This is a genomic window from Deltaproteobacteria bacterium (assembly GCA_009692615.1).
Taxonomy (GTDB): domain Bacteria; phylum Desulfobacterota; class Binatia; order UBA9968; family UBA9968; genus DP-20.
Genome location: SHYW01000185.1, coordinates 1 through 5,223 on the forward strand (window position 1 = coordinate 1; position 5,223 = coordinate 5,223).

The window sequence follows — 5,223 nt, forward strand, 5'->3', positions numbered from 1 at the left end:
GCAAATCGAGGCAAAACTAAGGACCCTATTAACCACGAGAGCAAAATGTAATCTGATATAACTTCGCAAAAACTGTAACTCATTACGAAAAAAACGATCTATCCTCCGCTGCCCTGCTTCCAGGGCAGTTGTTCAGAGGTTCCTTAAGATAGGCAAGACTTTTCGCCAAATGATCGGGATCGAAGGAAGCGTTCGAGAAGAAATAGAAATCGACCGACGTCCGATGTCCAAGATACAACGCCAACGCCGTGCCGCCGTAAAGCGTAAAGTTATCCGGGGTCGCTTCAAGCTCTGACCAGAGCGCACGTTGCGCCGCCGGTAACGTGCTCAAATTGGGCGTGAACATTATGACAGCGAGAATAGCGCATTTGAGTTGTCGCGCAAAGACAGGGGGATGAGTCGCGTAGGATGGATTGGCTCAGCGAAAGCTAGCGGCTAGGAATCAATCCAAACCTGGATTGCGGTTTTCACCGATTTGACTTTGATGAATTGTCTACCGTCTCTCATGTCGGGGCGCGGTTCATCGCGCCCAGATTTGTATCAACAGGTAATCGAATTGGAGTAATGGAGTGTTGGGTTTTCCGATAACCCAATACTCCATTACTCCATCACTCCGCTACTCCAATTCGCCATCTCCTACTGCTTGAACCGCGAGAACACTTGCAGCGCGTTCTGGTCAAAGATCTTCGCCTTATCCTCCGCCGTGAGCCACGGGATGCTTTCGATATTCGGGCGCACGTCGTCGTACCACTTGCCGGTGCGCGGATCGGTCTTCGAACCGGCGCCGGGCCGTTCGGTGCCGAACAGACAGCGCTCGGGACCGCAGATGCGGAACAGCAACTTGAGAGACTCGATGTTGTAAAGCGCCGTGTCGAAATAAAGCTGCTTCAAGCGCTGATCGAAGGTCTCGGTGTCGTTGGGTCCACGCAGTTGCGAGCGCCAGCGGCCCACTTGATAGGGCACCGATCCGCCGCCGTGGGAAATAATCAGTTTCAATTTGGGAAAATCTTTGAACACGTTGGAATCGACCAATGAAAGAATCGCGATGCTCTCCTCGGTGATGAAATGGCCGTGAAACGATTCGCGCGGATTCTTGCAGCTGGCGCCGTGCACCAGACCGGGGATGTCCATCTGCACCATTTTTTCGTAGAGCGGATACCAATACTCGTTGCCCATGGCCGGCGTCATGCCGTCGCCCTCGCCGGGATCGGGGTTGATCATGATGCCGACGAAGCCCAGATCGTTGATGATGCGGTCGACCTCGTCGAAAGTGTTGGTCACCGCCACGCCGGCGTTTTGTGGCAAGCCTCCGATGGCGCGAAAGCGGTTGGGCTCCATCTTGACTTGTAGCGCCAAAGCGTCGTTGACCGCCGTGCAATACCAGTGGACGATCTTCTCCGGCTTGGCCGAGTGCATCATCGTGTAAGGACGCGGCGAAATGAACGCGTAGTTAGTACCGACTTGCTCCAAAACATCGGCATGCTTATGACCGTTCCACCTGGCGGCTTCGATATTTTTTTCCGTGACCACCACACCGCGCGGCTTGTGAAACCCCGCGCTATTGATCAGGCCCGCTTGAAACGTCAGCAGCTGCTCGCCGGCGACGATGTGATTGTGAATATCGATGATCATGAAACGATCCTCCTCAGTGAATTGTCCTTCTAACTAGCAGAGAAACACGCGCGGGAGCAAGTTGGATTGGAGTGATGGAGTACTGGAGTATTGGGGCTCGGATTTCCGGAAACCCATCACTCCATTACTCCATCACTCCAATTCTAGTGTCGCCGCGGCGGCTTCAGCATGAGACTGAGCATCGCCGATATCGCCAGCACGGCGCCGAAAATCGCGAAAGACACGTTGTAGCTGCCGGTGCGATCGAAGAGAAATCCGAAGAAAGGCGGGCCGATAGCGGCGAGAAAGTGCGAGATTAGCAAACCCATGCCGCGAATCTTGCCGAGCGACTGGCGGCCAAAATAGTCGGCCCAGAGAATGTCCGGCAGTACCATGTTACCGCCCAGACCGATGCCGTAAAGAAAAAAGCCGCAATAAAGTCCAACCAGATTGCCGTTCAAAACCGCCACGGCCAAGCCGACGCCTTGAATCACGAAACGCAGCGTCGCCGCGTAGCGCGCGCCGATTTTTTCCGCGAGCAAGCCCCAACCCAGGGGCGAAGCCAGTTGCATCGACGCGATGATGCTCATCACCGTCGCCGCGATTACCGCGGAGTAACCGAGATCGGTGACGTAAGAATAAACGTGTAGATTGAGCCCGGTGACGCCCATGCTGGAAATGCCGAAGGTGATCACCAGCAGCCAAAACGCCGTCGTGCGCGCCGCGGCGCCGCGCGTCCATGTCATGTCCTGCGCATCGGCTTTAGCGGCGCCGACAGTGGTTTTCTTCGGCTTTGCAAAATCATCGGCAACCGGCGCCGCGGCGCCGTCGGGCAACAAACCCATCGCTTCCGGCGCGCGCCGCACGATCAACAGCGCCGGCACGACCAACAAGCCAAGCGTCATCAAACCGAAGGCCAACCACGTCTGACGCCAGCCGAGCCAGAGAATCAGCGACGCCGCCACCACCGGCATGCAGACTTTAGCGAAACCGACACCCATGCTGGAGATCGCCAGCGCCCGGCCGCGGTAACGCGTAAACCACTGGGCGATGATGACGTTAACCACCATGTAACCCATCATCGAGTCGCCAAGGCTTACGAGAGTTAAGCGAATCCCGACAAACTCAGCGAAGCTGTCGACGCGGCTCAAAAGAAAATAGCCGACGGCGACGATGCCGGTGCCGATTACCATCAACCAGCGCCCGCCATGGCGATCGACCAGTGTGCCGACCAGCGGCGCGATGCACGCGGCGATGATGCCTTCGCCGGAGCGCAGCAGCGAAAAGACGCCGCGCGACACGCCGAGATCGGCGGTCAGCGGCTTTAAGAAAATGCTCATCGTACTGGCGAGAGCGAAGGACGAGGCGACGTTGGCGAGGAAGCCGACGCCGACGATGTACCAGCCATAGAACATCGCCGGCTTAGAAGTGCGCACCGCGCCCGCTGTGGTCTCCACCAGATTGATTTATCAGCAAGCCGACGAGGGGCGCAATCAAACGGCAAAATTTATTGTCGCGCCATGAACAATTGTTGGCGCGCCGCGTCTAACCGTTCAGCAAGTGATGATGGGAAACGCGCCTGGCGGCTGCTCGCGATTTGCGCTAGCGTAAACTCTCCAACGAAAGGAATTGCCATGAGAACTATTTTAGCGATCCTCATGTTGCTACCGTCGGCTTCCGCGATTCACGCCCAGCAACGGCCCGAACGGCCGCCGCCGCCGTCGATCACCGTGAACGGCGAAGCGACCATCGCCGCCGAACCGGATCAAGCGCAAATCGACATCGGCGTCACCACCCAAGCGCGTAGCGCGCCGGACGCATCAAAAGAGAATGCCGAACGGCTCACCCGTGTCCTCAGCGAAATCAAAAAGCTGTTGGGCAAAGGCGACGAAGTCAAAACCAGCGGCTACTCTCTCAACCCGCAATATCGTTATCCCCAAGGCGGCAAACCGGAGATCGTCGGCTACACGGCGAACAACATCGTGCGGATCAAAACCGCCAAGCTCGACGAAGTCGGCAAGATCATCGATGCCGCCATGCAAGCCGGCGCCAATAACATCAATCGTTTGATGTTCACGTTGAAAGACGAAGAAGCCGCGCGCTTAGACGCGCTACGTCAGGCTTCGGCCAAAGCGAAAGCCAAAGCCGAAGTGATCGCCGCGTCGTTGGGATTGAAAGTGCTGCGCATCGCCGCCGTCACCGAAGGCGAGCGTTCGTTCCAGCCGATTTTTCGCCAAGCGCCCATGGCGCGCGGCGAAGCGTTAGCCGCCCAAGCTCCCACTCCGGTGGAAGCGGGAACGATCGATGTGCGTTCGACGGTGACGTTAACCGCTGAAGTGGGCGAACGATAACTATTTGCCGGTTTGAATCCGACGACAATTTTCTCGGTTGGATTATTGGAGTGATGGAGTACTGGAGTATTGGGCTTTCCGGATCCGACCCATCATTCCAGTACTCCAGTTTCTGCCTATCCCTCAAACTTCCCCGGATCTTTATAGTAATGTTTGTAATACCACTCAGCGATCTCCCCGCCCGTGGTGCGCCACACGCCTTCGTGCCCACACATGTAATCGAGCGCCATTTCTAAATATTTAATTCGAAACGGCATGCCGATGACAAACGGATGAAGCGGCAAGCAGAGCACGCGGCCGCCCGATGCGCTGTCTTTGTAGAGCGTATCGAAGTGATCGCAGACCATACGAAAATATTGTTCCGGCGTATGATTCTCACGCTGAAAGACACGGATGTCGTTGACGCCGAGCTCGTAAGGAACGACCAGCATGCGGCCGCTCTGGACGCGCATCGGTGTCGGCTGCTCGTCGTTGCCCCAGTCGCAAACATATTCGAAACCTTCCGCCGCGAGATGATCAGGCGTGTGTAGGTTCTCGCCCAAGCCAGGACCAAGCCAACCCTTCGGCGCTTTGCCCGTGGCCTTGGTGATAATTTCTTTGACGTTGTGAATGATGCCGCGTTCTTCCTCCGGCGGATAATCGAGCATCGAGATGCTGTTGGTCATGCCATGACCCAGCCACTCCCACTTGCGCTTGTTGCCTTCTTCGATGATCGCCGGATGCTGCTCGCAGACTTCCGCATTGAGCAGCACGCTGGCGCGAATGGCGAACTTATCGAGCACCTCCATGATACGAAATACGCCGACGCGTGAGCCATAGTCGCGCAGCGTATAACCCGGCACGTCGGGCGTGTGATTGCTGCCCGAACCGCGGATCGGCATATTGAAATGAAAATATTCGATATTGGGCGCCACCCACAGCGCGATGCGGCCATGATTGGGCCACTCGATCTTGGGTCGGCGAATGATCGGCGAATAGTCGTAACGGCGGTTTTCCATGAGCGCTTTCTACTCCTTCGTAATCGGTTCAATCTCGAGGTTCTAAAGTGAGGTTACCCTATGCCAGGTCGCGAACCGGCGTCAACACGCGGATAAAATACATGCGGATAAAATCCGCTGTCGTGGCAACGTCAATATGTCATGTTAACAGCAACGCGATTATGTCAGGGTAGTGCGTTGGGTTGAGGTCGTAAGTTAGAAACCTGGCCATAGCGGAACCCCACCTTGTTGGAGTTGGTTCGATATAGGCCAAGTGTGTGCGT

Annotated in this window: 5 protein-coding genes; 1 reads left to right on the top strand and 4 read right to left on the bottom strand. The window is 56.3% G+C overall.

The annotated features are described in order from the left end of the window. Positions 1 to 82: 82 nt before the first annotated feature. The 3 genes from EXR70_24905 to EXR70_24915 all read right to left on the bottom strand — a co-directional run bounded on the left by EXR70_24905 (position 83) and on the right by EXR70_24915 (position 3,068). The gene (locus EXR70_24905) at positions 83 to 346 is read right to left on the bottom strand and encodes a hypothetical protein (GenBank protein MSP41735.1); all 264 of its coding nucleotides are present in this window, start codon (positions 344 to 346) and stop codon (positions 83 to 85) included. 290 nt (positions 347 to 636) lie between these two features. After that, complete coding sequence (locus EXR70_24910; GenBank protein ID MSP41736.1) at positions 637 to 1,632, bottom strand: amidohydrolase; 996 nt, start codon at positions 1,630 to 1,632, stop codon at positions 637 to 639. 143 nt (positions 1,633 to 1,775) lie between these two features. After that, positions 1,776 to 3,068, bottom strand: a complete 1,293-nt coding sequence (locus tag EXR70_24915; GenBank protein ID MSP41737.1) for an MFS transporter — start codon at positions 3,066 to 3,068, stop codon at positions 1,776 to 1,778. 63 nt (positions 3,069 to 3,131) lie between these two features. Between EXR70_24915 and EXR70_24920 the strand changes: the two genes are divergently transcribed. After that, entirely contained in the window at positions 3,132 to 3,962 is an 831-nt protein-coding gene (locus EXR70_24920) for a DUF541 domain-containing protein (GenBank protein MSP41738.1), read from the top strand. Positions 3,963 to 4,078: 116 nt separating this feature from the next. On the opposite strand, the gene EXR70_24925 is transcribed toward EXR70_24920, so the two are convergent. After that, positions 4,079 to 4,960, bottom strand: coding sequence for a polysaccharide deacetylase (locus EXR70_24925; protein MSP41739.1), 882 nt, complete (start codon positions 4,958 to 4,960; stop codon positions 4,079 to 4,081). Positions 4,961 to 5,223: the final 263 nt, after the last annotated feature.

What these genes read in the sequence shown, in the direction of transcription:
- EXR70_24925 (MSP41739.1), bottom strand. Translation starts at nt 4,960, where the DNA reads ATGGAAAACCGCCGTTACGACTATTCGCCGATCATTCGCCGACCCAAG.
- EXR70_24905 (MSP41735.1), bottom strand. Translation starts at nt 346, where the DNA reads ATGTTCACGCCCAATTTGAGCACGTTACCGGCGGCGCAACGTGCGCTC.
- EXR70_24920 (MSP41738.1), top strand. Translation starts at nt 3,132, where the DNA reads ATGAACAATTGTTGGCGCGCCGCGTCTAACCGTTCAGCAAGTGATGAT.
- EXR70_24910 (MSP41736.1), bottom strand. Translation starts at nt 1,632, where the DNA reads ATGATCATCGATATTCACAATCACATCGTCGCCGGCGAGCAGCTGCTG.